The 24,534-nt window shown below is 73.8% G+C and carries 20 protein-coding genes; 13 read left to right on the forward strand and 7 right to left on the reverse strand.

What is annotated here, in order from left to right; genetic code table 11:
• Positions 1-8: 8 nt before the first annotated feature.
• The 6 genes from ABZX40_RS19030 to ABZX40_RS19055 all read left to right on the forward strand — a co-directional run bounded on the left by ABZX40_RS19030 (position 9) and on the right by ABZX40_RS19055 (position 7,627).
• The gene (locus tag ABZX40_RS19030; protein ID WP_355739854.1) at positions 9-1,328 is read left to right on the forward strand and encodes a radical SAM protein; all 1,320 of its coding nucleotides are present in this window, start codon (positions 9-11) and stop codon (positions 1,326-1,328) included.
• Between the two features lie 67 nt (positions 1,329-1,395).
• Positions 1,396-2,004, forward strand: a complete 609-nt coding sequence (locus ABZX40_RS19035) for a hypothetical protein (protein WP_355739851.1) — start codon at positions 1,396-1,398, stop codon at positions 2,002-2,004.
• Positions 2,005-2,169: 165 nt separating this feature from the next.
• Positions 2,170-3,729 carry a cellulose-binding domain-containing protein gene (locus ABZX40_RS19040; RefSeq protein WP_355739849.1) on the forward strand — a complete coding sequence of 520 codons (1,560 nt, stop codon included), beginning with the start codon at positions 2,170-2,172 and terminating at the stop codon, positions 3,727-3,729.
• 296 nt (positions 3,730-4,025) lie between these two features.
• Complete coding sequence (gene rsgA, locus ABZX40_RS19045) at positions 4,026-5,141, forward strand: ribosome small subunit-dependent GTPase A (protein WP_355739846.1); 1,116 nt, start codon at positions 4,026-4,028, stop codon at positions 5,139-5,141.
• A 576-nt stretch (positions 5,142-5,717) separates the two neighbouring features.
• Complete coding sequence (locus ABZX40_RS19050; protein ID WP_355739843.1) at positions 5,718-7,097, forward strand: AlkA N-terminal domain-containing protein; 1,380 nt, start codon at positions 5,718-5,720, stop codon at positions 7,095-7,097.
• Between the two features lie 2 nt (positions 7,098-7,099).
• Positions 7,100-7,627, forward strand: coding sequence for a methylated-DNA--[protein]-cysteine S-methyltransferase (locus tag ABZX40_RS19055; protein ID WP_355739840.1), 528 nt, complete (start codon positions 7,100-7,102; stop codon positions 7,625-7,627).
• 18 nt (positions 7,628-7,645) lie between these two features.
• Here the strand turns inward: ABZX40_RS19055 and ABZX40_RS19060 are convergent, their stop codons facing one another.
• Entirely contained in the window at positions 7,646-8,128 is a 483-nt protein-coding gene (locus ABZX40_RS19060; RefSeq protein WP_355739838.1) for a DUF456 domain-containing protein, read from the reverse strand.
• Positions 8,129-8,197: 69 nt separating this feature from the next.
• Complete coding sequence (locus tag ABZX40_RS19065) at positions 8,198-9,181, reverse strand: helix-turn-helix transcriptional regulator (protein ID WP_355739835.1); 984 nt, start codon at positions 9,179-9,181, stop codon at positions 8,198-8,200.
• A gap of 326 nt (positions 9,182-9,507) precedes the next feature.
• Here ABZX40_RS19065 and ABZX40_RS19070 point away from each other — a divergent pair, with 326 nt between their 5' ends.
• Both ABZX40_RS19070 and ABZX40_RS19075 read left to right on the forward strand, forming a co-directional pair.
• Entirely contained in the window at positions 9,508-11,610 is a 2,103-nt protein-coding gene (locus ABZX40_RS19070) for a protein phosphatase 2C domain-containing protein (RefSeq protein WP_355739833.1), read from the forward strand.
• Positions 11,611-11,736: 126 nt separating this feature from the next.
• On the forward strand, positions 11,737-13,479 hold the full coding sequence (locus ABZX40_RS19075; protein ID WP_355739831.1) for a pyruvate dehydrogenase: 1,743 nt from the start codon (positions 11,737-11,739) through the stop codon (positions 13,477-13,479).
• A gap of 15 nt (positions 13,480-13,494) precedes the next feature.
• On the opposite strand, the gene ABZX40_RS19080 is transcribed toward ABZX40_RS19075, so the two are convergent.
• Complete coding sequence (locus tag ABZX40_RS19080; RefSeq protein ID WP_355739828.1) at positions 13,495-14,826, reverse strand: helix-turn-helix transcriptional regulator; 1,332 nt, start codon at positions 14,824-14,826, stop codon at positions 13,495-13,497.
• A 283-nt stretch (positions 14,827-15,109) separates the two neighbouring features.
• Between ABZX40_RS19080 and ABZX40_RS19085 the strand changes: the two genes are divergently transcribed.
• Both ABZX40_RS19085 and ABZX40_RS19090 read left to right on the forward strand, forming a co-directional pair.
• Positions 15,110-15,742 carry a hypothetical protein gene (locus tag ABZX40_RS19085; protein WP_355739826.1) on the forward strand — a complete coding sequence of 211 codons (633 nt, stop codon included), beginning with the start codon at positions 15,110-15,112 and terminating at the stop codon, positions 15,740-15,742.
• A 512-nt stretch (positions 15,743-16,254) separates the two neighbouring features.
• Positions 16,255-16,731 carry an ATP-binding protein gene (locus ABZX40_RS19090; RefSeq protein ID WP_355739823.1) on the forward strand — a complete coding sequence of 159 codons (477 nt, stop codon included), beginning with the start codon at positions 16,255-16,257 and terminating at the stop codon, positions 16,729-16,731.
• A 115-nt stretch (positions 16,732-16,846) separates the two neighbouring features.
• Here ABZX40_RS19090 and ABZX40_RS19095 read toward each other — a convergent pair whose 3' ends face one another.
• Together ABZX40_RS19095 and ABZX40_RS19100 are read right to left on the reverse strand one after the other, a co-directional pair.
• Positions 16,847-17,896, reverse strand: coding sequence for a DUF2637 domain-containing protein (locus tag ABZX40_RS19095; RefSeq protein WP_355739820.1), 1,050 nt, complete (start codon positions 17,894-17,896; stop codon positions 16,847-16,849).
• A 329-nt stretch (positions 17,897-18,225) separates the two neighbouring features.
• Positions 18,226-19,065, reverse strand: a complete 840-nt coding sequence (locus tag ABZX40_RS19100; protein WP_355739817.1) for a (2Fe-2S)-binding protein — start codon at positions 19,063-19,065, stop codon at positions 18,226-18,228.
• Between the two features lie 155 nt (positions 19,066-19,220).
• Here ABZX40_RS19100 and ABZX40_RS19105 point away from each other — a divergent pair, with 155 nt between their 5' ends.
• Entirely contained in the window at positions 19,221-20,027 is an 807-nt protein-coding gene (locus ABZX40_RS19105) for a GntR family transcriptional regulator (RefSeq protein ID WP_355739815.1), read from the forward strand.
• Between the two features lie 30 nt (positions 20,028-20,057).
• Here ABZX40_RS19105 and ABZX40_RS19110 read toward each other — a convergent pair whose 3' ends face one another.
• Together ABZX40_RS19110 and ABZX40_RS19115 are read right to left on the reverse strand one after the other, a co-directional pair.
• Complete coding sequence (locus ABZX40_RS19110) at positions 20,058-20,876, reverse strand: hypothetical protein (protein ID WP_355739812.1); 819 nt, start codon at positions 20,874-20,876, stop codon at positions 20,058-20,060.
• Between the two features lie 150 nt (positions 20,877-21,026).
• The gene (locus ABZX40_RS19115; RefSeq protein ID WP_355740088.1) at positions 21,027-22,781 is read right to left on the reverse strand and encodes a PucR family transcriptional regulator ligand-binding domain-containing protein; all 1,755 of its coding nucleotides are present in this window, start codon (positions 22,779-22,781) and stop codon (positions 21,027-21,029) included.
• 307 nt (positions 22,782-23,088) lie between these two features.
• Between ABZX40_RS19115 and ABZX40_RS19120 the strand changes: the two genes are divergently transcribed.
• The gene (locus tag ABZX40_RS19120) at positions 23,089-23,979 is read left to right on the forward strand and encodes an FAD binding domain-containing protein (protein ID WP_355739810.1); all 891 of its coding nucleotides are present in this window, start codon (positions 23,089-23,091) and stop codon (positions 23,977-23,979) included.
• Entirely contained in the window at positions 23,980-24,534 is a 555-nt protein-coding gene (locus ABZX40_RS19125) for a (2Fe-2S)-binding protein (protein WP_355739808.1), read from the forward strand. It begins immediately after the preceding gene.

Below are 24,534 nucleotides of genomic sequence, written 5' to 3' on the forward strand. Positions count from 1 at the left end.
GACAGGGGATGGGCAGCCGTACCGCGCTCGTCGAGGATCTGATGGAGCGGTTCCCGCATGTGCCGCGGGAGGCCGTCTTCAAGGAGGACCTGCTGCGCGGCGGAGTCGCCTTCGACCCGTCCGCGCTCAGTGACAACGAGGGCGGTGAGGTCAAACCGAAGTCGTACTTCATCTTCTCCTTCGACCACGGCACCCTGCCGGAGCTGGGCGAGGCCGCGCTGCGCCGCCCGCCGGAGGAGATCATCCTCACCGGCGGCCCCTACGATCTGCGGCGCACGGTGGTCTCGGTCCGGGTGAACCCGGCCTCGCCGTACCGGGTCGCCGCCGACGACGCCGGGATCCTCGGCCTCTACCTCGACGGCAGCCGCATCGCCGACGTGGGCGTCCCGCCGATGCCCGAGTACTACAAGCACACCCTCTCCAACGGGAAGTCCGTGATGGAGGTGGCCCCCACCATCCAGTGGGGCTATCTGATCTATCTCACGGTCTTCCGGGTCTGCCAGTACTTCGGCGCCAAGGAGGAGTGCCAGTACTGCGACATCAACCACAACTGGCGCCAGCACAAGGCGGCCGGGCGCCCGTACACCGGGGTCAAGGACGTCGAGGAGGTCCTCGAAGCCCTGGAGATCATCGACCGGTACGACACCCAGAAGGCGTCCACCGCCTACACCCTCACCGGCGGCGCGATCACCAAGACCGTCTCGGGCCGCGACGAGGCCGACTTCTACGGCCACTACGCCAAGGCCATCGAGGAGCGCTTCCCGGGCCGCTGGATCGGCAAGGTCGTCGCCCAGGCCCTGCCCCGCGACGACGTCCAGCGCTTCAAGGACTACGGCGTGCAGATCTACCACCCCAACTACGAGGTGTGGGACGAGTACCTGTTCAAGATGTACTGCCCCGGCAAGGAGCGGTACGTCGGCCGGGACGTGTGGCACAAGCGGATCCTGGAGTCGGCGGAGGTCTTCGGCGCCCGCAATGTGATCCCGAACTTCGTCGCGGGCGTGGAGATGGCCGAGCCGTTCGGCTTCAAGACGGTCGACGAGGCCATCGCCTCCACCACCGAGGGCCTGCGCTTCTTCATGTCCCAGGGGATCACGCCCCGCTTCACCACCTGGTGCCCCGAGCCGACCACTCCGCTGGGCAAGGCCAATCCGCAGGGCGCCCCGCTGGAGTACCACATCCGGCTGCTGGAGGCGTACCGCGCCACCATGGACGAGTTCGGTCTCTCCTCGCCCCCCGGCTACGGCGAGCCCGGCCCCGGCCGCGCGGTCTTCTCCGTCAGCTCCTTCATGGACAGCCTCCCGGCCCACGAGCCCGCGGACGCGTAACCCGCCACTGCTACCGTCCGCCCCGGACCGGCGACAGCGACCGGCACGGGGAGGACGGAGCGGGACAGTGGGACAGTATGTGACGGTGACCGCGGCGCTGATCATCGGTCGGGCGCGGCTCACGGAGTATCTCCGGGCACCCGTCGTGCCCGCCTCCGCCTGGTCCCCGGCCGACTGGGCGGGGCTCGGCGGCCCCGGCGAGGAACTCTCCGCCGCCGTCGCCGTCTGCGACGACTGGCTCACCGGCGACTACGCCGGACTGCTGCGCGACCTCGCCGAGGACGGCGGCCTCAGCGCCGCCCACGACCCGGACACCGGCTCCCTCGTCCTCGATCTCGACACCCGCGTCGACGCCCGGCTCCCCGGGCTGATCTGGGCCTGCGCCGTGCCGCGCGGCCTCACCCGCTTCCTGGCCGACGGCGAGGGCGGCCTCGTCACCGTCACCACCGACTGGGACGACACCACCGCCCATCTGCGGCTCGCCCCCGGCGCCTCCGACTTCCTCGACCCGGACCGGGACGCGGCGGCCCTGGCCCGCGCCAGGGACGCGCAGTTCGACGCGCGATGCGCCGCGTCGGACGCGTCGGACGCGGCGGACGGGGACCCGGACTCCGCCACCGACCTGGTCGCACTGCTGCTCGATCGGGGAACGCCGGGCCGCCCGGGGACCCGGTGAGAAACAGGATGCGCCTGTTCGTCGCTGATACTGATGAGGCGTCTAATCGGATGCCTAGCTTGTCAGTTGTGGTGAATACGTGAAACGCTCGGCACCGCCCGCGAGGTTCCCCACAACTCCCGTATCCAAAGGGTGAGTTGATCTCGCCCCGGACGCAGGAGACCGATGGCAGACCTGCCGACCCCCCAAAACTCCACCGAGGCAGCCGAGTTCGACGAGAGCTGGGACACCGTCCTCTCCTACGCCGACCTGTGCACGGCAGGCTCCGACGCCGCCGCGGAACTGGCCACCGAGGCGTTCGCGCACGGCATCCGGGAGACCCGTACCGGCGCGGGCCGCGGCGCCGGTCGCCGCCCGGCCGCCCTGCCCCGGCTCCCGCTGCTGCTCGGCGCGGTCCGGGACACCGCCGCCGACTGGGAGCGCCGCGGCCAGGGCCACCGGCTCGACCCCGAGCTGCGGCTGTGGCTCACCTCCGCGCAGGCCGACCGCTTCTCCGGCCCGCCCCCGCAGCTCCCGCTCGCCCTGCGCGGCCTCCAGGACATGCAGCGCCCCGACGCCGCGCTGCTCTGGCTCACCGAGGTCGAGTCGCTGCCGCTGCCCGTCGTCGCCGCCCGGCTGGAACTCGACCCGGCCGGGATCACCGAGGAGCGCGCCGAGGTACGGGCCCTGTTCCGGGACCGCTGCCTGCGCAACCATCTCGACCGCCCGATGGACGCCCAGTGCCGCGGCTACGCCCGGATGCTCGACGCCGTCACCCGTACCGCCGTCGCCGACACCCCCGAGGACCTCTCCCACCACCTCGCCCGCTGCCCGCACTGCGCCGAGGCCGCCGCCTGTCTCCGGGTGCACGGCGGCGGACTGCCCGCGGCCCTCGCCGGTGGCATCCTCGGCTGGGGCGGCCTCGCCTACCTCGAACGCCGCCGCCGCGCCGCCGAGGTCCGCCTCGCCGCCGGTCGGGCCGCGTGCACCGGCTCCCGTACGGCATCGCGTCCGCGCCGCGTCCGGCTGCTGCGCGGCGGGCTGGTCGCCGGGGCGGTCCTGGTCTCCCTGATCGCGCTCGGCGTCTCCCTGATGCCGTTCGGCGGCGCCAAGAGCGATGCCGCCGCCCGCGGCGAGGGCGCCGACCGGGCACCGGCCGCCGACCCCGAGACCGCCGAACCCGACCCCGCCGCCGAGATCACCGCCCGGAGCCCGGCACCCGAACCCTCCGGAACGCCGCCGCCCTCCCCGACGCCCTCCCCGTCCCACCACGCGCCGGAACCGGAACCGCAGGGCACGTCCACGGCGACCGGAGGAACCGGAGCGGACGAGACCACTGGAGCGACCGGAGCGCCCGGAGCGGCGCCTCCCGGCGCCGACGCCACCCCGGACGCCGCCACTGCGGACCCCACCCCACCCCAGACCCAGGACCCCACCTGCCGGGCCGACTACGAGGTGACCAGCGAGTGGTCCACCGGCTTCGAGGCGGTCATCAAGGTCACCACCGAACGCACCCTGGACGACTGGACCCTCGCCTGGGACTTCCGCGACGGCCAGCGCATCTCCCAGATGTGGGACGCCCACCCCGAGCAGCGGGGCTCCCGGGTCACGGTCGAGGCCGCCCGCTACAACCGGGCGGTGCCCGCCGGGGCATCGCTGACCTTCGGCTTCATCGGCCTGCTGAACGACGGGAACCGGGCCCCGGCGGACATCACGCTCAACGGGAAGCCGTGCGTACTGCGATGAGCGCGGGCGCCCGGCACCGGGGACCGCGACCCCGGAAAAGGTGTTGACCCGGCTCCAGGGGGCCGGGCTAGAGTCCGGATGTCGACCACGACCACGACCGCGTGATCACCACCCCCGGTGAACACCGTGCCGAGCTGACGAGACCGAAGAGGAGGTGCTGACCGATGGCTGTCACCGCGCTGGGCGCTGCCCGCATCCCGACCCCCATCCTGTCCACCTCCGCGGTCACCGGCTGATCCGACACCTCTTCTCCGCGACACGCTCGCGCGCCGGGACCGCACGTCGAAGGGTCCCCGTTGACTTCCCTCCGCACTTCTTCTCCCGCTCCCTCCGATGACTTCTCCCCCCTCGTCCCCTACGGCTGGGACGACGCCTGGGCCGCCGAGTTCGCCCCCTACGCCACCGAAGGGCTGCTGGCCGGCCGGGTGGTCCGGGTCGACCGCGGCCAGTGCGACGTACTGACCGCCGACGGGCCGCTGCGCGCCGACACCGCGTTCGTCACCCCGCACGACCCGCTGCGCGTGGTGTGCACCGGTGACTGGGTCGCCGTGGAGCCCGGCGGCAACCCGCGCTATGTACGGACGTATCTGCCGCGCCGTACCGCCTTCGTCCGCTCCACCTCGTCCAAGCGGTCCGAGGGGCAGATCCTCGCCGCCAATGTCGACCACGCCATCGTCGCCGTCTCGCTCGCCGTCGAGCTGGACCTCGGCCGGGTCGAACGCTTCCTCGCCCTCGCCTGGGAGTCCGGGGCGCAGCCGGTGGTCGTCCTGACCAAGGCCGACCTGGTGCCGGACGCGGTGACGCTGGGGCATCTGGTGCAGGACGTCGAGACCAGCGCCCCCGGGGTGCCGGTGCTGCCGGTCAGCTCCGTCGGCGGGGACGGGCTCGATGTCCTCGCGGCCGTCGTCGCCGGCGGCACATCGGTCCTGCTCGGCCAGTCCGGCGCCGGAAAGTCGACGCTGGCCAACGCGCTGCTCGGCGAGGACGTCATGGACGTCCAGGCCACCCGGGACGCCGACGGCAAGGGCCGGCACACCACCACGACCCGCAATCTGCTGGTCCTGCCAGGCGGCGGTGTGCTGATCGACACGCCCGGTCTGCGCGGGGTCGGCCTCTGGGACGCGGAGACCGGCGTCGGCCAGGTCTTCTCCGAGATCGAGGAACTGGCCCGCGACTGCCGCTTCCACGACTGCGCCCATGAGTCCGAGCCGGGCTGCGCGGTGCTGGCCGCCATCGACGCCGGTGAACTGCCGCCGCGCCGCCTGGACAGCTACCGCAAGCTGCTCCGGGAGAACCAGCGGATCGTCGCCAAGACCGACGCCCGGGTCCGCGCGGAGATCCGCAAGGACTGGAAGCGCAAGGGCGCGGAGGGCCGCGCGGCGATGGAGGCGAAGCGGGGGCGCGTGAGGTAGGCGCGGGGGAGGGGTAGGGCGGCCCACGCCTCGGGCCGCCCCGCACCCTCACCGCGGCCGGTGCCGTCGGGGGCCTGTGCTCTCCGAGCACCCTGCGCCATAGCGCCACCCGTGCCTTCGGGCGCCTCCCGGCTTCCGCGCCCCGCGCCTTGGGGTCGCGCCCGCCTTCCGCGCCCCGCGCCTTGGGGTCGCCCCCGCCTTCCGCGCCCCCACGCCTTGGAGCCCCCCCCGCCTTCCGCGCCCCCCGGCCTTCCGCGCCCCGTGCCTCGGGGCCGCCCCCGGCTTCCGCGTCCCGCGCCTTGGGGCCGCCCGCGCCTTCCGCGCCCCGCGCCTTGGGGCCGCGCCGACCTTCCGCGCCCCCGCGCCTTGGAGCCCCTCCGCCTTCCGCGCCCCGCGCCTCGGGGCCGCCCCCGGCTTCCGCGCCCCGCGCCTCGGGGCCGCCCCCGGCTTCCGCGCCCCCACCCCTTAGGGCCGCCCCCACCTTCCGCGCCCCCACCCAGAGGCGGAGCCCGTCCCACCCCCACGTCCGATTTCCGCCAGCGGCATCCCCCCGGACGGCGGAGACTGGAACGCGTGATGGATGAGGACACCCGCTACGAAGCCGTCCGCAGCAGGGACGCCCGGTTCGACGGGGCGTTCTTCTTCGCCGTCGAGACCACCGGTATCTACTGCCGCCCCAGCTGCCCGGCCGTCACCCCCAAGCGCCGCAACGTCCGCTTCTTCCCGACCGCCGCCGCGGCCCAGTGCTCGGGCTTCCGGGCCTGCCGCCGCTGCCGCCCGGACGCCGTGCCCGGCTCGGCCGACTGGGATGTCCGCGCCGATGTCGTGGGCCGGGCCGTACGGCTCATCCGGGACGGGGTCGTGGACCGCGAGGGCGTCGCCGGACTCGCCACCCGGCTCGGCTACAGCGCCCGGCAGGTGCAGCGCCAGCTCACCGCCGAGCTGGGCGCCGGACCCGTCGCCCTGGCCCGCGCCCAGCGCGCCCACACCGCCCGGGTCCTGCTCCAGACCACCCCGCTGCCGATCACCGAGATCGCCTTCGCGGCCGGGTTCGCCAGTGTGCGCCAGTTCAACGACACCATCCGCGAGGTGTACGCGCTCACCCCGAGCGCCCTGCGCTCCGCCGCCCCCGCACCCCGCCGCCAGCCCCCCGGCGCCACGGGCATCCCGCTCCGCCTGGCCCACCGCGGCCCCTACCACGCCGCCTCCGTCCTCGATCTGCTCGCCGCCGAGGCCGTCCCCGGCGTCGAGGAGGTCACCGGCCCGCCCGGCGCCCGCACCTACCGCCGCACCCTGCGCCTGCCCTACGGCACCGGGATCGCCGCCGTCGCCGAGCGCACCGGCAGCTCCGGCACCGCCACCCACCCCGGCGGCTGGCTGGAAGCCGTACTGCACCTCACCGACCAGCGCGATCTCACCACCGCCGTCCAGCGGCTGCGCCGACTGTTCGACCTGGACGCCGACCCCTACGCCGTCGACGCCCGGCTCGGCGCCGACCCCCGGCTCGCCCGGCTGGTCGCCGCCCGCCCCGGGCTGCGCTCACCCGGCGCCACCGACCCCGAGGAACTCGCGGTCCGGGCCCTCGTCGGCCCGGCGGACGCGGCTGAATTGGTCCAGCGGCACGGCAAGGCCCTCGACGCGCCCGACGGCACCCTGACCCATCTCTTCCCCGAGTCCGCCGCCCTCGCCGCCGCCCGCCCCGGCACCCCCCTGGGCGCCCTCACCACCGCCCTCGCCGACGGCACCGTACGCCTGGATCCCGGTGCCGACCGGGACGGTTCGGAGGCGGCGCTGCGGGCACTGCCCGGGGTGGACGCGGCCGTCGTCGCCGCCGTCCGGACCCGCGCCCTGGGCGATCCCGACGTGGCCCCGCCCGGCACCGACCTGCCCGACACCTGGCGCCCCTGGCGCTCATACGCCGTACGACACCTGCGGACCGCGGGGGAGTGGGAGTGATCATGAGGAAGAGTGCCGCGCCGGACGCCGCCGGTCCGGCGGGGAGCGTCCCCGTCCACTACACCCGTCTCGGCAGTCCGCTCGGTGAGCTGCTGCTGACCGCCGGACCCGACGCCGCCCTCACCTCGCTGTCCGTGCCCGGCCAGCGCGGCGGGCGGACCGTGCGGGACGGCTGGATCCACGATCCCGCGCTGTTCCGGGCCGCCGAGGAGCAGCTCACCGCCTACTTCGCCGGGGAGCTGAAGGAGTTCGCGCTGCCGCTGCGCGCGCCCGGCACCCCGTTCCGCGAGCGGGTCTGGCAGGCCCTGGACGCGGTCCCCTACGGGGCGACCACCACCTACGGCGAGATCGCCGCCCGGATCGGGGCGTCCCGGATCGCCGTACGGGCCGTCGGCGGGGCGGTCGGCGCCAACCCGCTGCTGGTGCTGCGCGCCTGCCACCGGGTGATCGGCGCGGACGGCTCCCTCACCGGCTACGCGGGCGGCCTGGACCGCAAGCTGCGCCTGCTGGAGCTGGAGGGCGCCCGCTGAGACCCCGCCCGGGGCGCGTCAGCCCCAGATGACCGCGCCCAGCCACGCGGCGAAGATCAGCTGGCAGGTGAACAACTCCGTCAGCACACTGGAACCGCCCGAGCGCATCGCCGTGCGCAGGGCGGCCATCGCCTCCCCGTGCCGCCCCAGCCGCAGCCGCTCGCAGAGATAGATCCCGCCCAGAAACCCCGGGACCGCCCCCACCACCGGGATCAGCACAAAGCCCAGAAAGGCCCCGGCCCCCGCGAACACCGCCATCCTCGGGGTCGCCCCCGACTCGATCAGCCGCCGCGGCGGCAGCGCCCAGCGCACCACCTGGGCCACCAGCAGCGCCACCGACGCCCCGACCAGCACCCCCCAGGCCACCGGCGTCGCCACTTTCAGCGCCCACCACAGGATCCCGGCCCACACCAGCCACGACCCCGGTACCCCGGGCACCAGCACTCCGCACAGGCCGAGCAGCAGCACGACGCCGACCAGCAGGAGGTCCCAGACTCCCATCTGCCCAGAGTGCCGGAGCCGGGCCCCGGACGCAGGTCAGCGAACCGGCCCAGGAGGAGGAGACCCGCCTCACCGCTCCCGGGCCACCCACCCCCGTTCATACGCGTGCCAGCCCAGCTGGAGCCGGGTCGACACCCCCGTCAGCTCCATCAGCCCCTTCACCCGGCGCTGGACCGTGCGCAGCCCCAGCTCCAGCTGTTTGGCCACGCTCACATCCGTCAGCCCCGCCAGCAGCAGCGAGAGGATCTCCAGATCGGTGGCGTCCGGCGCGTCCGGCGCCCGCTCGCTCACCCCGTCCGCCCCCAGCCGCAGCGGCAGCGCGTCCCGCCACACCGACTCGAACAGCCCGGACAGCAGCTCCAGCAGCCCGCTGGCGTGGACCACCAGCGCGGCGGGTTCCGCGCTCGGCGAGGTCAGCGGCACCAGGGCCAGCGAACGATCGGCCACCACCAGCTTCGTCGGCACCCGGTCCACCACCCGTACCCGTTCGTCCCGGCGCAGCGCCGCCGTCAGCTCGGTGACCCCGTCCGGCAGATCCAGCACCGCCCGCTCCACCACCACCCGGTAGCGCACCCCGCGCCCCGCCGCCTGCGCCTCCGCCTCGTTCTCCCGCCCGGTCACCGCCACCGGATTCCCGGTCACCAGCGCGCACACCTCGTCGCTCGCGCCCAACTGGAGCTGGAGGAAGCGCTGCGCGACCGCCGCCGCGCCGCTCACCACCTCGACCAGATCGTGCACCGCGGGCTGGGCCGACGCCGCCCGGTACTCCTCCGCCAGCAGCGCCGCGGTCAGCTCCGCCTGCTCCAGTTCATGCCGCTGCTGGGTGAGCAGCGCGCCCAGCGCGACCCCGGGCGGCGCCGCCACCCAGCGGCCCGGCCGCGCCGGGGACTGCGCCGCGAGTCCCCGCGCCTCCAGCAGCCGCAGCGCCTGCTCGGTCTCCCGCTCGCCCAGCGTCAGCCGCCGCGCCAGATCCGGTACATCGGCCGCCCCCACGGCCACCAGCGTCCGGTACGCCGACTCATGGGTGTCGTCCAGCCCTATCGCCGCCAGCATCGGCCGGCCCCCCTTCTCGATCCCTCCCGGCCATGGCGGAAACCGGCCACGGCGCAAACCCGCCTCGGCACATCATCGCCGTACCCGCGGTCACCATGCCAAGGTGAGCCACGGCGACATACGTCACCGCGCGTCGTCAAGCGGTCCTTTTCGGCCGAATCGACGTGTCGGCGCACGGTACGCCCATGACTGTCGTCGGGCGGTTCTCCCGTGGGGGGTGGAGCCGCCCGACGGCCCTCACCCGACACGCCGTTCGACGTGCACGAGTGCGGCCGATTTCCGCATGCCCCGTTTTCCCGGCGCCCCATCGGTGGACAATTAGGGGCATGAGCCAACAGGGGGCAAGCCCCACCGGTCACGAGGACGACTGGTGGGGACAGTTGTACGACGACTCCACCGAGGACACCGGCCCCGCACCGGCCGCCGACTCCTTGGACGACCGTTTCGCCTCGGCATCCGACGCGGTGACCACGAACGGCGGCACGAGCACGCCGGGCCCGGCGGGGGAGGGACAGCGGGGTCCCGTCCGGGAGGGGCAGCGGGGTCCCGTCCGGGAGGGGCAGCCGAGTTCGGTCCGGCGCGGGCAGCCGGATCCCGTCCGGGAGGGGCAGCCGGATCCTGGCCACGAGAGGCAGCCGGGCCTCGTCCGGGACGGGCAGCTGGATTCCGGCAGGGAGGGGCAGCCGGGCCTCGTCCTGGATGGACAGCCGGATCCTGGCCGGGACTGGCAGACCCGGCCGACCGCCCCACCGCCCCCGCGCTCCGCTCCCCCCGAGCCGTCCGCACCCCGGACGCCCCAGGCGCCTCCGGCGTCCCCGCCGTCCCCACCGTCCGGGACGGATCAGGCGCCCACGCCACCCCAGGCGCCCCGGCCACCGCAGGCGCCTCCGGCGTCTCCGCCACCCGTAGCCCCCCAGCGGCCTCCGGTGTCTCCGCCACCCCTGGCCCCCCAGTCACCTCCGGCGTCCCCGCTACCAGTAACCCCCCAAGCAACCCCGGCGTCCCTGCCACCCCGGCCGCCGCAGTCACCCCCGGCGTCCCCGGCGTCCCCGCAACCCCGGCCGCCGCAGTCGCCCCCGGCGTCCCCGCTACCCGTAACCCCCCAAGCAACCCCGGCGTCCCCGCAACCCCGGCCGCCGCAGTCACCCCCGGCGTCCCCGGCGTCCCCGCCACCCCCAACCCCCCAAGCACCCCCTCCGCCCCCACAACCTCGGACGCCCCAGGTATCCCAGGCACCCCCGTCACCCCAGGCACCCTTGCCACCCCCACCACCCCCGCTATCTCCACCCTCCCCACCCCCCACACCCCCCCACCGCACCGGCCTAATCCGTCAACGCGCCCCCTGGGAACCCCCCCTCCCCACCCCCACAGGCCCGTCGACCTTCCCACCACCCCCGCCGCCCCCTCCCCCTCCCCCTCCCCCTCCCCCTTCCTCACCCCCGGCCGATCCCCCCGGCCAGGACACCCCCGCCGCCCACGTCGGCTCCGGCCCCCCCACCTACGACCCCGAGCCCACCGCCCTCCCCGTCGCCGACCCGGACGATCTCGCCGATCTGGTGCCGGACACCGTGCTGGACGGGGCCCGTTACGGTGTCAGCACCCTGCGCGCGGTCTCGGTGCGCGGTGACTCCGCCCGCTACCGGGGCGAGCCCCGCCGGGACGCCCTGCTCACCGCCCGTTTCGGCTCCGGCCCCGGCGCCCTCGTGCTGGTCGCGATGGCGAGCGGCGCCCGCGCCACCCCGGGGGCGCACCGCGCGGCGGCCGAGGCGTGCCAGTGGATCGCGCGGGCCGTCGGCCGCAGCCACGCCCGCCTGGCGGAGGACATACGGGCCGGGCGGCGCGGCGATCTGAAGTCCGGGCTGCACCGGCTCACCGACCGCTCCCTCGGCAAACTCCGCGCGGGCGCCGCCGACCGCGGCCTCACGCCGGAGGCGTACGCGGCCACGCTGCGCTGTCTGCTGCTGACCGCCGACCCCGACTGCCGGACCCGGGTCTTCTTCGGGGCCGGCGCGGGCGGCCTGTTCCGGCTCCGCGACGGCGTCTGGCAGGACATCGAACCGCAGCTCACCGACGCCCCCGGCGAACCCCTGATGAGCTTCGGCTCCCCGCCCGCCGAGACCCCCGAGGGCGACCGCCTCACCATGGACCTGGGCATCCCCACACCCCCGAGCCCCTATGAACCCGCCCCCGGACCGCCCCGGGAACCCTTCCGCTTCCGCGCCTCGGTGGCCCGCCCCGGCGACACCCTCCTGATGTGCACCCATGGGCTGGCCGAACCCCTGCGCGGCGAGCCGGAACTGAGCGCCCATCTGACCGGCCGCTGGTCCGGCGCCGCCCCGCCCGGCCTCGCCGCCTACCTCGCCGACATCCAGGTCAGGGTCAAGGGCTACGCGGACGACCGCACCGCCGCAGCCGTCTGGGAGGCGTGATCGCGTAGCGTGGGAGGCGAAACCACGTTCGATGTGCATTCATGGAACCGTCAGTGGAACCGTCAGGACATCGGGACACGGGGCGGGGATCCAGGAATCCATGGAGACCGAAGGGGCACCTCCGTCATGGCCAAGCAGAACGTCGCCGAGCAGTTCGTCGACATCCTCGCCCGCGCCGGGGTCAAGCGGCTCTACGGCGTGGTCGGCGACAGTCTCAACCCCGTCGTCGACGCCGTCCGCCGCAACTCCGCCATCGACTGGGTGCATGTCCGGCACGAGGAGACCGCCGCCTTCGCGGCCGGTGCCGAGGCCCAGATCACCGGCCGGCTCACCGCCTGCGCCGGCTCCTGCGGCCCCGGCAACCTCCACCTCATCAACGGTCTGTACGACGCCCACCGTTCGATGGCCCCGGTCCTCGCCCTCGCCTCGCACATCCCGTCCGGCGAGATCGGCCTCGGCTACTTCCAGGAGACCCATCCGGACCGGCTGTTCCAGGAGTGCAGCCACTACAGCGAGATGATCTCCAACCCGCAGCAGATGCCGAGGGTGCTCCAGAGCGCGATCCAGCACGCGGTGGGCCAGAGCGGCGTCAGCGTGATCACGCTCCCCGGTGACATCGCCGACCACCAGGCCCCCGACAAGCCCCTGGAGACCGCCCTCGTCACCTCCCGCCCCTCCATCCGCCCCGGCGACGCCGAGATCGACCGGCTGGTCGATCTGATCGACCGCGCCGAGAAGGTCACCCTGTTCTGCGGCAGCGGCACCGCCGGGGCGCACGCCGAGGTGATGGAGTTCGCCGAGAAGGTCAAGTCCCCGGTCGGCCACGCCCTGCGCGGCAAGGAGTGGATCCAGTACGACAATCCGTACGACGTCGGGATGAGCGGGCTGCTCGGCTACGGCGCCGCCTACGAGGCCACCCATGAGTGCGATCTGCTGATCCTGCTCGGCACGGACTTCCCGTACAACGCCTTCCTCCCGGACGATGTGACGATCGCGCAGGTCGATGTCCGCCCCGAGCGCCTCGGCCGCCGCTCCAAGCTGGATCTGGCGGTGTGGGGCGATGTGAAGGAGACCCTGCGGTGTCTCACTCCGCGGGTGAAGGCCAAGAACAACCGCCGCTTCCTCGACAAGATGCTGAAGAAGCACGCGGACGCCCTGGAAGGCGTCATCAAGGCGTACACCCGCAAGGTCGACAAGCACATCCCGATCCACCCGGAGTACGTGGCCTCGGTCCTGGACGAGGTCGCCGCCGATGACGCCGTCTTCACCGTCGACACCGGAATGTGCAATGTCTGGGCCGCCCGCTACATCTCGCCCAACGGCCGCCGCCGCATCATCGGCTCGTTCTCCCACGGCTCGATGGCCAACGCGCTGCCCATGGCGATCGGCGCCCAGTTCACCGACCGCGACCGGCAGGTCGTGTCGATGTCGGGCGACGGCGGCTTCTCCATGCTGATGGGCGATTTCCTCACCCTGGTCCAGTACGACCTGCCCGTGAAGGTCGTCCTCTTCAACAACTCCTCGCTCGGCATGGTCGAACTGGAGATGCTGGTCGCCGGACTCCCCTCCTACGGCACCACCAACAAGAACCCCGACTTCGCCGCCGTCGCCCGCGCCTGCGGGGCCTACGGGGTGCGGGTCGAGAAGCCCAAGGACCTCGCGGGCGCCCTCAAGGCCGCGTTCAAGCACAAGGGCCCGGCGCTGGTCGATGTCGTCACCGACCCCAACGCGCTGTCCATCCCGCCGAAGATCAGCGCCGAGATGGTCACCGGCTTCGCCCTCTCCGCATCGAAGATCGTGCTGGACGGCGGGGTCGGCCGCATGGTCCAGATGGCCCGCTCCAACCTGCGCAACGTCCCCAGGCCCTGACCGCCGGACGGCGGATCAGTACGCGTACGGGATCCAGCGCCGTTCGATGGTGTCGTACACGTACCGGTCCAGCCCCTTGACCGCGCTGGTGCGGAACGGCCGCCCCCCGTCGTCGATCCGGACCGTGCCGGTGCGGCCCTGCGAGGACCAGTCCAGCTCCAGATACCAGTCGCAGGCGCACCCCGCGGTCCGGGCCGTCACCTCCAGCACCTCCGGATCCGTACTGGACACCCGGTAGGGCAGCTTCACGGCGGGGATCTCCGTCCCCTCGTCACTGCCCGGCACCGAGCGGGCGATCGGCCGGTCCTGATCCAGATCCACATCGAAGTAGCGCGGCGTGATCGACCCCCCGCACCCCTGATCCATGGCGTACGAGGTCCCCCGCACCGGCTCCGCGCGCCCCACCACCCGCACCCGCAGCGCCTCCAGCACCACCGCCGTCTCCGACGTCCCCTGCACGGTGATCCGGACGTTGGTGTCCTTGCCGTGCACCGCGCCCTGCGCCGACGCCCAGGCGCGGGCGTCCTGCGCGGCCGGGGGCGGCGGCACCTGGGCGGGCGGCCGGTCGATCACATAGTCGTGCCCGCAGCCCAGCGCCCAGGCGTGCGAGTCGGAGGACCAGGTGAGGGGGAGGGCGGCGGCGGGGGCACCGGCGCCGCCGGACGCCGGGGCGCTCTTCTTCGGCAGCGGCGAACCGGACGGGCCGCCCTTGGCCTTCGGCTCCCGCGAGGACGCCGGGGACGCACCGGACGCCGAGGGGGAGGGCGAGGCGCTCGAAACGCCGGGCGAGGGCGTGCCGGTGGCCCGCTCCTGCGGCCCGGTCGCCGCCCCGCTCCGGGCCGGTGCCCCGGCCACCCCGGGCCCGTTCCCGGCGGGCAGCGCGGACAGCGTCCCGAGCGTCGCCAGCAGCGCGGCGGACACGGCAGCCGCGACGACGGTACGCCGCCTGCGGTACCAGGGGGCGACCCGGCCCGGCCCGGCGACGACGGTCACCGGCTCCTCCGGCACACCGTCCGCAAGGGCCGCCGTTTCCTCCGCCGCCGCTTCCGGGACTTCTTCCACCTGCGCCGCGACCGCCGTACGGCTCCGCTGCCGGGCCGCCACCGCCAGCAGCCACAGCCGGTGCAGTTCGTGCCGTTCCTCCGCCGAGGCCCCGCACAGCGCGGCGAACCGCTCCACCGGCGCGAAGTCCACCGGCACCGCGTCCCCGGCGCAGTAGCGGTGCAGCGTGGAGGTGTTCATCCCGAGGCGCCGGGCGAGCGACCCATAGCTGCGGTCCGTGCGTTCCTTCAGCCGCCGCAGCTGGGCCGCGAACCGCTCGACGTCGTCGTCGTGCTGTGCCGACACCGTTCTCCCGGGTTCCTGTGAGCGGGTGGACCGGGACGAATGTCCCGGGAGGGCATCCCAGGCACCTCATGTACCTGCACGTCAGAGGGGCTGGGATGGTTCCATCCCGGCAGATTGTTGCAGCCGCCCGCCGGGATTGCCGATGCTCTTGGTGTCGCCCGGGGGACACCCCATGCGGGGGGTGCGGCCGGCCCGACCAGCCGGACGCGGGCGACCTCGTCCACCAGCGATCCACGCGCCTCCTCCGCACGGCAGCGCGACTTCACCACGGGGAGTTCTTTTCATGTCCATCCGTATCCAGGCCCGCACCCAGGTCCGTCTGACCACCGCGCTCATCGCGCTCACCGTCGCGAGTGCCACCGCCGCCACGGTCCTCTCCGCGCCGGCCGGGGCCGCGCCCCGCGGGCCCGCCTTCCTGTCGGCGTCCCAGCTGCCGCCGCACCCCTTCTCGTCCTGGACGGCCGGCAAGGTCACCGACGGCGTCCCCGACGAGCTGCGGCTCTGCCTGGACGAGGTGTTCCCGGGCTACGACTCCCGCTACCGCCCCTTCCGCACCGACCTGGACACCAGCGCCCGCCAGCTGACCATCGTCACCGGTACCGCCGCCAAGGCCAAGGCGCTGGCCGACCGGATGAACAAGGAGATCCGCGGCTGCGCCCGGAGCATCGAGGCGGGCGACCCGGAGACCGAGGCGACCTACCGGAGCTATGGCTCGCTGCCGGTGGAGGAGGGCGCCCGGGTGCACGGTCTGCACACCGAGGCGTCCTGGGGGGCCACCGACATCCGGCTGATGTCGGTGGGCCGGGACGGCCGCACGGTCACGGTCGTGGACTGGGCCCAGCTGGGCGACTTCTCCGACGCCCCGGTGAAGGCGTTCAAGAAGACGACCACCACGGCCGTCAACAAGCTCTACTGAGCGACCCGACCCACCTGACCCGTGCCCGCCGGGGGGACGGTGCACGAGCAACGGGGTCGTCCTGCCGCCAACGGGGGTCGGTGGGACGGCCCCGTCGCGCTGTGCGGGCCCGTCGGGAACGCCGGGTGGGCCCGTCCGCAATGCCGGGTGGGCCGTCGGGAACGCCGGGTGGGGCCCGTCGAGCACCCACCCCATTCAAGCCAGATTCACGTGCACGTGACGGTGCGCCACGAGACCCCAGGAATCAGGCTGTCCGAAACGCCCCACGCCTGCTTGTGCACCCGCACGCCCCGATGCACGGTGCGGAACCGGCCGACCGGCTGAACTCCTGTGGTCCGGGTGCCGAACTCCCGCTGTCCCGCCCGGGTCCGGGCCGCCGCCCCGCCCGGCGAGGTTGGCCGAACACCCCGGGCTGAGCTCCGGGCCATGAGTGCCCGGTGACCCATTGGGCAAGGATCCCCGTGAACGTGTTCGACAGGAGGGGAACCGAGATCGGCACGCGGGCGGGGGTCATGAAAAGGCAAGTACGCGGGGGCGGTCCCAGAGTCGTCGGGTCCGGTCCGGCGCAGTCGACGGGGGCAGGAGCGGCGGAGGAAGGGCAGCGGCGGCCGAGACTGAGACGCCGGCTGGGCCGCGCCGATCTGCGGGCGGTACCCGAGGCACGCCGGGCGGTGCGCGAGCTGCTGCACACCTGGGAACGGTCCGAACAGTCGCAGATAGCGGAACTGCTCACCAGCGAACTGGTCACCAACGCCCTGGTGCACACCGACCGGGACGCGGTACTGACCGCCGAGGTGGGCCCGCACGGGGTGCGGGTGGAGGTACGGGACTTCGTGGCGCAGCGGCCCCGGCCCCGCCCCGCGGTCTCCCACGAGGCCACCCACGGCCGGGGCCTGGCCCTGGTGGAGTCCCTCGCGGACTCCTGGGGCGTCCACTCCCACGGCGTGGGCAAGTCGGTCTGGTTCGAACTGGGCGCCGAGGCGGCCTGACACCCGCAGCGGAACACGGAACGGACAACGGGACGGGGCGCGAACCGTCTCCGGTCGCGCCCCGTCCCGTGAGGACCGCTCGTACGGCGGTCGCCGGACCCGGTCCGGTCCCGCTCTAGCCGAACTGCTGCTCCAGATCCTTGAGCTTGCGCTCCAGGGAGTCCAGGCGCGGCAGCGCCATGGTGTCGTCCTCCGCGGTCAGATCGACGGTGACCGGCTCAGGGCCGGTACGGACGGGCTGGAGAGAGGGCCGCTGCGGGACGGGGGGCAATTGCTCCGGGGGCACTATGGCAGGCTCCGCGGAGACTCGATCGGAGCCCTGCTGCTCCCCGGAGGGCAGTTCCACCTGCCGTCCGTGGCCCCGGCCCACGATCCCGCGGTGTCCCCGGCTGATCGCCTTGAGCTGGGCCCGCTCCAGCCGCTCGGCCTCGCGCCGGCGCATCCGCTCCTGCTCCTTGATCTTGTTGTCCTCGCGGACCTCCTCGACGGCCTCGTCGAGGCTGCGGACGTTCTCCAGCAGCATCAGCGACCACGCCCTGTAGGTCTCGCGGGGGGCGCGCAGCCAGCGGACGATACGGATCTGCGGCAGCGGACGGGGCACCAGGCCCTGTTCCCGCAGCGCCGCCCGGCGGGTCTGCTTCAGTGCCCGGTCGAACAGCACCGCGGCGGACAGGGACATACCCGCGAAGAAGTGCGGCGCACCGGCGTGCCCGGCGCCCCTCGGCGCGTGCACCCAGTTGAACCAGGCGGCGGCGAAGGCGAAGGTCCACACGAGTATCCGGGAACCGAGGGCGGCGTCGCCGTGGCTGGCCTCGCGGACCGCGAGGACGGAGCAGAACATCGCCGCGCCGTCCAGCCCGAACGGCACCAGGTACTGCCAGCCGCCGCTCAGTCCGAGGTTCTGCTCACCGAAGCCGACCAGGCCCTGGAAGGAGAGCGCGGCGGCCACCGCGGCACAGCAGAACAGCATGATGTAGGAGACGGTGCCGTATATGGCTTCCTTGCGCCTGCGCCGTTCCTCGTTGCGCTCCCACGAGTCGTCCGCCTTCGCGTCCTTCCCCGTGGCCCGCTTGCCGCGCGCCATCACCGCCACCGCCGCCAGCATGCCCAGGAGCAGTATGACGCCGGGTAGCAGCCAGTTCAGCGATATGTCGGTCAGTCTCATTCTGGGGGTCCCTCGCATTGGGATAGGGCGTAACGCCCGCCATAGTGGCCCAAACCCAGCGGCCCTCAGGGGGTTTCGGGGCAAGAGGCCGCCAAGGAATGCAAGAGGGTAGCCCAGGACGGCGTTCTGCTCGAACTGCCGCTTGAGGGGCGGGAGTTGAGTTCGAATAAGACTACCCGTGCGGGTGGTTCCAGGGGAACTTCCCGTGACTCGTGAGGAAGCTGTGAAAATCCCGAAACCATACCGGGGTCCCGTTCGGGCAAGATCCTAGCGCCCCCGGGCACCTCTCGCGCACCGGGGTGGGCCCGAAAGACGGCTCGACCGACGGCTCAACCAGCGGCCTGGGCCATCAGTTTGACGACCCGTTCGGCGTCGCAGGCGCGCGGGCAGGTGGCGCACAGGTCGTCCGGGCGCAGGGTGTAGTACATGCAGCAGGTCACCCGGTCCCGGGTGGGCAGCTCCTCGCCGCCCGGCCCGACGAGCGTCCGGAAGGCGGCCGACCCGGCGTACGGCTTGACCGTGCCCGGCAGCAGCAGCTCCAGCTCGCGCGTGGCCCGGTCCTTCTCGCCCTCGCCGAGCAGCTCCGCGATGTACGACAGCCCCTCCACGACCTCGTCCGTCGCCATGCCCCACAGCGCCCGGCCGCGCCGCCGCATCCGGGGCCCGAACGCCCCGAACACCGGTTCAAGGTGCTCGGCCACCGCCTCGCGCACCTCGTCGCGCAGCGCCTCCTCGTCGGCGACCACCCGGGCCCCGGGCAGCGCGGCGGCCGGATCGCCGGGCAGACAGGCGAACGCGCCGGGGCGGACGGCCATCCGGTCGCGGTCCCGGTCGTAGGAGACGTGCGTCACGGGGAAGCGGGGCACCCGGCGGTGCACGAACCAGGGCACGGTGATCAGCAGACAGGCGGTCCAGGCGTACCGGTGCAGTCCGAAGCTGGCGACCACGTCCGGGCGGCCGGGCTCCCCGTAGTCCCGGCGGATCTGGGCGTCGTCCCAGGCGAGGAAGGTGTCCAGCGCGGCCTCGCCCTCGGCGAGCGCGGCGGCGGTGACCCAGCCCTCGCCCTCGGGGGTCGGGTCGGCACCGGTCAGCTCATCGATCGTGAGCCAGGGGTAGACCTCGGCGAGACGGGCGAACGACTCCGCGACGGGCGACGAGGGGAGGGGCATGCCTGACCACCGATTCCCGAGCGACTACAGGTAAGCCTTACCTTACCGTTCTTGTTCGAAATTTGAACTGCCCGGTTCTGGGCCTAAGGTGCTTGACGGACGAGTAACAACCCGCCGTAATGACCCCAAGCACTGACAAGCCCGGAGGAGGACCCGTGAAGCAGGGTGTGCAGGGCATCGCCGGGGCCGGAACACCGCCGGGTCCCGCCGCCGCACCGGCGGTCCGGGTGCCCCAGCAGGCACGGGCCGAGGACGACACCGTACGCGAGCGGGGGACCGCCTCCGGCTCCGCCCGTGGTGAGCACACCCACAGCGAGACACCCATCCCGCGCCCCCGCCCGGTCGTCCAGCGCTCCTCCGTGCGCGGCCAGATCCTCGACGCGCTGCGCACCGCCCTGCTCGCCGGTGAGCTGCTTCCCGGCGAGGTGTACTCGGCCCCGGCCCTCGGGGACCGGTTCGGCGTCTCGGCCACCCCGGTGCGCGAGGCGATGCAGCGGCTCGCCCAGGAGGGCGCCGTCGAGGTCGTCCCCAACCGGGGCTTCCGGGTGGTCCAGCGCGACGCGCGGGAACTGGCCGAACTCGGCGAGGTCCGCGCCCTGATCGAGGTGCCGGTGCTGATGCGGCTGGCGCACACCGTCCCCGCCGACGCCTGGGCCGACCTGCGCCCCGCCGCCGAGGCCACGATCCGCGCCGCGGCCACCGGCTGCGCCGCCTCCTACGCCGAGGCGGACCGCGCCTTCCACGGCGCGATGCTGGGCCTGGCCGGCAATGAACAGCTGGTGAACATAGCGGAGGACCTCCACCGCCGCACCCAGGCCCCCCGCCCCGGCCCCCACCTCCCCCGCGCCCGCACCGACCTCATGGCCGACGCCTCCCACCACACCTCCCTCCTGGACGCACTGATCGCCGGCGACCTGGACTCCGTCAATTTACTCATCACGGAACATTTCAGGACGTTTTAGCGGAGTATGGGTGGGCGCCGAGGTGTGTGCTCACGCCGAAGCCGCCGGAGGCGCGAGCCTCGCCGCCAACCAGGTCGGCACACCCCCCAGCAACCGGAACAACCGCCGGGCCTCCTCCCGCAGCCGGGACGCCTCCGGCTCGGTCTCCGTGTCCGCCAGCGATGCCAGCGCCGGCGCGGTCCCGACCAGATACCCCAGCTCCTCCCGGATCCGCAGCGACTCCGCGAACCCGTGCCGCGCCTCCGCCAGTTCCCCGTCCCGCAGGGCCAGCCCGGCCAGATGCCGCCAGGTGAACGACAGCAGCAGCGCGTCCGACCGCGCGGACGCGCCCCCGTGGGCCCGCCGGTACGCCGCCCGCGCGGCCTGCGGCGAGCGGGACAGATTCTCGGCGACGAGCCCGCGCCGGAAGTCCAGCAGCGCCCGCCCCGCCGCGTCCGGCGGGATCAGCGCCGCCGCCCGGCCGAGCGCGGCCCGCGCCTCGTCGGCCCGGTCCCGCACCGCGAGCACCGTCGACGCGTAGGCCAAGTACCCGCGTTCACAAGCGGCGGCGCCCCGCTCCTCGTCGCTGTGCGCGAGCGCCTCCGCGGTGCGCAGCGCGTCCTCCGCCTCGGACCAGCCCTGTTCGGTGTAGAGACACCGCTCCACCAGCAGCGATGCCCGCTGGACAGAGGCGGCCGGGGTGTCCGGCCGGAGCAGTTCCGCGGCGTCCGTCCAGCAGGCCCGTGAGCGCAAGCGCCACACCGCCGTCTGGAGCGGATCGTCGTCTGCGGTCGTTCCGGAACCAGACATGGCGGTATGCGCCACATTGCCCTCCCCGAGCGCGCCGTCGAGCTTTGGTGGTGGGCGCATTCCAGCACCTGTGACACCACCGGGCCAAGGGGGTGGGTGAAGGATTTCACAAAGTCGTGGGACTTCCGGCCGCCCGGGGTTTCGCTCGGATCCACCCGGGATCGGTCCCGGAGTCCGGGCGGAGAGGGGGTCCGAGGGGGTCCGAGGGGGTCAACTCATGCGCAGGGCCAGGAAGAAGTCGAGCTTGTCCTCCAGCCGGGACAGGTCGCGGGACGTCAGCTGCTCGATCCGGCCCACCCGGTAGCGCAGGGTGTTGACGTGCAGATGCAGCCGGGCGGCGCAGCGCGTCCAGGAGCCGTCGCAGTCGAGGAACGCCTCCAGGGTCGGGATCAGCTCGGCCCGGTGCCGGCGGTCGTACTCGCGCAGCGGGTCGAGCAGCCGGGCGGTGAAGGCGCGGCGGACGTCGTCGGGGACGAAGGGCAGCAGCAGGACGTGCGACGCCAGTTCCTGGTGGCCCGCCGCGCAGACCCGGCCGGGCCGGGCGGCGGCGACCCGGCGGGCGTGCCGGGCCTCCTCCAGGGCCCCGCGCAGCCCCTCCGCCGAGTGCACGGCGGCGCTGACGCCGAGGGTGACCCGGCCGTCCTCCTCCAGCCCGGCGGTCAGCGGGTCCCGGACCGAGGCGAGCAGGGTCTCGGCGAGGATGCCGGTCTCCGAACCGTCGTGCTCGGCGGAGACCGCCGGGAGCGGCACCAGCGCGACCGCCTCGTCCCCGGTGTGGGCGACCGCGATCCGGTCGGACGGCTCGGGACCGGTCGCCAGCGGGTCGACGAGGATCTCCTCCAGCAGCGACTGGGCCACCGGGCCGGTGTCGGCGCCCGCGCCCTCCCAGCCCTCCCACTCCACCCGGGCCACCACCACCTGCCAGTGCGGGGCCGCGCCCAGGCCCGGCAGCAGCACCGGCGCCGCGACCCGCAGCCGGGCGGCGATCTCGGCGGGCGCCGCGCCGGACTGCACCAGCTCCAGCACCTCCTGCGCCAGCCGCCGCCGTACCGTACGGGCCGCGTCACGGCGGTCGCGTTCGACGGCGATCAGCTGGGTGACGCCGTGCACCAGGTCGAGCCGCTCCCCGGGCCAGTCCCCGGCGTCCGCCTCGACGGCCAGCAGCCAGTCCGAGAGCACATGCTCGCGCACATCCCGCGCGCCCTGCGGGGAACGCCCGCTGCTGCGGATGGGGAAGAGGGAGTACGTCGCCGTACCGATCTGCGCGCGGTGCGGGCCGCGGCGGCCGGTACGGGCGGCGGCGAGCTGCTCCGCCGCGAGCCGGGCACACACCTCGACGGAGAGGCTCCCGCCGGAGCTGCCGGAGCTGCCGGAGCTGCCGGAGCTGCCGGAGCCGCCGGAGGCGCCGCTCCCGCCCGCCCCGTCGCCCTCCTTGGGCCCCGCGATCAGCCGTCCCGCCGGGGACAGGACCCATGCCCTCAGGTCCAGGTCGGAGCCCAGCAGGTCCAGGACCACTTCGGGGCCGCCGCCCGCCGGGCCGGAGGTCATCAGCCGCCGGTGCCGGTCCACCACCGCCGCCAGGTCCCCGGCCCGCTCGCCCGACACCTGCCGGACGACATGCTCGGTGATCGTCGCGAAGGCCACCGACTCATGGACCGCGAACAGCGGCAGCCGGTGCCGGGCGCAGGCCACCACCAGGTCGTCCGGCACATCGCCCAGCTCCGCCTCACCGGCGGCCAGCGCCGCCACCTGGGCCTGCGCCAGCAGCCGGACGAACGGCTCGGAGTCCGCCGCGTCCCGGCGCCAGGCCAGCCCGGTGAGGACCAGCTCACCGCCGCTGAGATAACGGCTGGGGTCGCGCAGATCCGTGGTCATCACCCCGCGCACCGCCCGGTCCAGCTCCTCCTCGCCGCCGAGCAGCCTGAGGCCCAGCGCGTCGGTGTCCAGCAGTGCGCGCAGCCGCATGTCGTCGCCGCCGTTCCCTGTCTCGAAAAGTACGATCATCGATAGGACCGTGGGCGCGCGGCCGTGCCCCGCGTTACCACCGGAGAACAGCGGGGTTACCGATGACCTCCCTTCATATGAATCTACAAGATGGCCGCGCTGGCCAGCCAACTCCTTCATGGTTTCGGTGACTGACCCCGGTGGGGCACCACGCTGTGTACTGACCCCACTCCGCGTGAACAGCACCTCGACGAGCCGGCCCGCCGCACCCGATCTGGCTCATTACGTACGAGTCGTACGACCCACGAGACGAAGAAGAGAGCCGGTCATGGACTTCCTTCGCCCCGCCAGCTGGGAGGAGGCGCTCGCCGCGAAGGCCGCGCACCCCACCGCTGTACCGATTGCGGGCGGCACCGATGTGATGGTCGAGATCAACTTCGACCACCGCAGGCCCGAGTATCTGATGGACCTCACCCGCATCGGAGATCTCTACGAGTGGGAGGTCGGGGAGGAGAGCGTGCGGCTCGGCGCCTCCGTGCCCTACACCCGGATCATGGCGGAGCTGCGGGCCGAGCTGCCCGGTCTCGCCCTCGCCTCGCACACCGTCGCCTCCCCGCAGATCCGCAACCGGGGCGGCGTCGGCGGCAACCTCGGCACCGCCTCCCCGGCCGGTGACGCCCACCCGGCGCTGCTCGCCGCCGGGGCCGAGGTGGAGGCCGCCTCCGTACGCGGCGCCCGGCTCATCCCCATCGACGCCTTCTACACCGGCGTCAAGCGCAACGCCCTCGCGCCCGACGAGCTGATCCGCGCCGTCCATGTGCGGAAGGCGGACGGGCCCCAGCAGTACTCCAAGGTCGGCACCCGCAACGCCATGGTGATCGCCGTCTGCGCCTTCGGCCTCGCCCTGCACCCCGCGACCCGAACCGTGCGCACCGGCATCGGCTCCGCCGCGCCCACCCCGATCCGGGCCGGGGTGGCGGAGGACTTCCTCAACGCGGCGCTGGAGGAGGGCGGCTTCTGGGACAGCGGGAAGATCGTCACCCCGTCCGTCGCCAAGGAGTTCGCCGGGCTGTGCGCCGCCGCCTGCAATCCGATCGACGATGTCCGCGGCACCGCGAGCTACCGCCGGCACGCGGTCTCGGTGATGGCCCGCCGCACCCTGACCTGGACCTGGGAGTCGTACCGCGGCGCCCGCCGCACCACCGAGGGAGCTGCGTAGATGCGCGTCCACTTCACCGTCAACGGGCGCCCGCAGCAGGCCGACGACGTCTGGGAGGGCGAGTCGCTGCTGTACGTGCTGCGCGAGCGGCTCGGGCTGCCGGGTTCCAAGAACGCCTGCGAGCAGGGCGAGTGCGGCTCCTGCACGGTCCGGCTGGACGGCGTGCCGGTCTGCTCCTGCCTGGTCGCCGCCGGACAGGCCGAGGGCCGCGAGGTCGTCACCGTGGAGGGCCTCGCCGACCACGCCCGCCACCGCTCCACCGCGATCGACGAGGCCCGGCGGTGGTCGGCCCAAGGCGCCGACTCGCGGACCGGCGAGGGCGCCCCGCTCGCCCCGATCCAGCAGGCGTTCCTCGACGCCGGGGCCGTCCAGTGCGGCTTCTGCACCCCCGGACTGCTGGTCGCCGCCGACGAGATGCTGGAGCGCAACCCCACCCCGAGCGACGCCGACATCCGCGAGGCCCTCTCCGGCAATCTGTGCCGCTGCACGGGCTACGAGAAGATCATGGACGCCGTCCGGCTCGCGGCGGCCCGGCAGCAGACGGAGGCCCCCTGA

Source organism: Streptomyces sp. NPDC004610, assembly GCF_040609715.1.
GTDB lineage: Bacteria > Actinomycetota > Actinomycetes > Streptomycetales > Streptomycetaceae > Streptomyces.

What these genes read in the sequence shown, in the direction of transcription:
- ABZX40_RS19065 (WP_355739835.1), bottom strand. Translation starts at nt 9,181, where the DNA reads ATGCTGGCGGCGATAGGGCTGGACGACACCCATGAGTCGGCGTACCGG.
- ABZX40_RS19055 (WP_355739840.1), top strand. Translation starts at nt 7,100, where the DNA reads ATGAGGAAGAGTGCCGCGCCGGACGCCGCCGGTCCGGCGGGGAGCGTC.
- ABZX40_RS19085 (WP_355739826.1), top strand. Translation starts at nt 15,110, where the DNA reads ATGTCCATCCGTATCCAGGCCCGCACCCAGGTCCGTCTGACCACCGCG.
- ABZX40_RS19095 (WP_355739820.1), bottom strand. Translation starts at nt 17,896, where the DNA reads ATGAGACTGACCGACATATCGCTGAACTGGCTGCTACCCGGCGTCATA.
- ABZX40_RS19060 (WP_355739838.1), bottom strand. Translation starts at nt 8,128, where the DNA reads ATGGGAGTCTGGGACCTCCTGCTGGTCGGCGTCGTGCTGCTGCTCGGC.
- ABZX40_RS19120 (WP_355739810.1), top strand. Translation starts at nt 23,089, where the DNA reads ATGGACTTCCTTCGCCCCGCCAGCTGGGAGGAGGCGCTCGCCGCGAAG.
- ABZX40_RS19075 (WP_355739831.1), top strand. Translation starts at nt 11,737, where the DNA reads ATGGCCAAGCAGAACGTCGCCGAGCAGTTCGTCGACATCCTCGCCCGC.
- ABZX40_RS19090 (WP_355739823.1), top strand. Translation starts at nt 16,255, where the DNA reads ATGAAAAGGCAAGTACGCGGGGGCGGTCCCAGAGTCGTCGGGTCCGGT.
- ABZX40_RS19050 (WP_355739843.1), top strand. Translation starts at nt 5,718, where the DNA reads ATGGATGAGGACACCCGCTACGAAGCCGTCCGCAGCAGGGACGCCCGG.
- ABZX40_RS19030 (WP_355739854.1), top strand. Translation starts at nt 9, where the DNA reads ATGGGCAGCCGTACCGCGCTCGTCGAGGATCTGATGGAGCGGTTCCCG.
- ABZX40_RS19040 (WP_355739849.1), top strand. Translation starts at nt 2,170, where the DNA reads ATGGCAGACCTGCCGACCCCCCAAAACTCCACCGAGGCAGCCGAGTTC.
- ABZX40_RS19115 (WP_355740088.1), bottom strand. Translation starts at nt 22,781, where the DNA reads ATGCGGCTGCGCGCACTGCTGGACACCGACGCGCTGGGCCTCAGGCTG.
- ABZX40_RS19100 (WP_355739817.1), bottom strand. Translation starts at nt 19,065, where the DNA reads ATGCCCCTCCCCTCGTCGCCCGTCGCGGAGTCGTTCGCCCGTCTCGCC.
- ABZX40_RS19125 (WP_355739808.1), top strand. Translation starts at nt 23,980, where the DNA reads ATGCGCGTCCACTTCACCGTCAACGGGCGCCCGCAGCAGGCCGACGAC.
- ABZX40_RS19070 (WP_355739833.1), top strand. Translation starts at nt 9,508, where the DNA reads ATGAGCCAACAGGGGGCAAGCCCCACCGGTCACGAGGACGACTGGTGG.
- ABZX40_RS19110 (WP_355739812.1), bottom strand. Translation starts at nt 20,876, where the DNA reads ATGCGCCCACCACCAAAGCTCGACGGCGCGCTCGGGGAGGGCAATGTG.